Here is a 547-nt window from a genome sequence, read left to right on the forward strand (position 1 = left end):
GGCGGGCGCCTCGGCCTTGGGGGCGTCAGCCTTCTTCTTGGCCGTGGTGGCGCCGTCCTTCGAGGAGTCCGTCGCGTTCTGCGCAGCCTTGAGAGCGGCCTCGTAGAGGGCCTTCTTGTCGGCCTTCGGCTCGGCCTTCTTCAGCGTGCCCTCGGCACCCGGCTCGCCCTTGAACTTCTGCCAGTCACCCGTGATCTTGAGCAGCGCGGCGACCTGCTCGGTCGGCTGCGCGCCGACGGAGAGCCAGTACTGCGCACGCTCGGAGTCGATCTCGATGAGGCTCGGCTCCTCCTTGGGGTGGTACTTGCCGATCTCCTCGATCGCGCGACCGTCACGCTTCGTCCGGCTGTCCATGACGACGACGCGGTACTGGGGCTGACGGATCTTGCCGAGGCGCTTGAGGCGAATCTTGACTGCCATGGTGGCGGTCTCACTTTCTGTTCGTGTGAACCACGGCAAGACCGAAGGGGGTGTGACGGCGAGCGTTGTACGGACGCACACCGAACCTCGCGGGGAACCGTGACTCGGGGTAGGCGCGCATCTGCGG

Annotated in this window: 1 protein-coding gene; it reads right to left on the minus strand. The window is 66.5% G+C overall.

All coding sequences use genetic code 11. The features are described 5' to 3' along the window. Positions 1-420 (minus strand): 30S ribosomal protein S16 (rpsP, locus tag B2284_RS04220; RefSeq protein WP_286697237.1); only part of this gene is annotated, 420 nt, incomplete at its 3' end. Positions 421-547 lie beyond the last annotated feature (127 nt).

It is taken from the genome of Dermacoccus sp. UBA1591 (assembly GCF_002322065.1).
Lineage (GTDB): Bacteria > Actinomycetota > Actinomycetes > Actinomycetales > Dermatophilaceae > Dermacoccus > Dermacoccus nishinomiyaensis.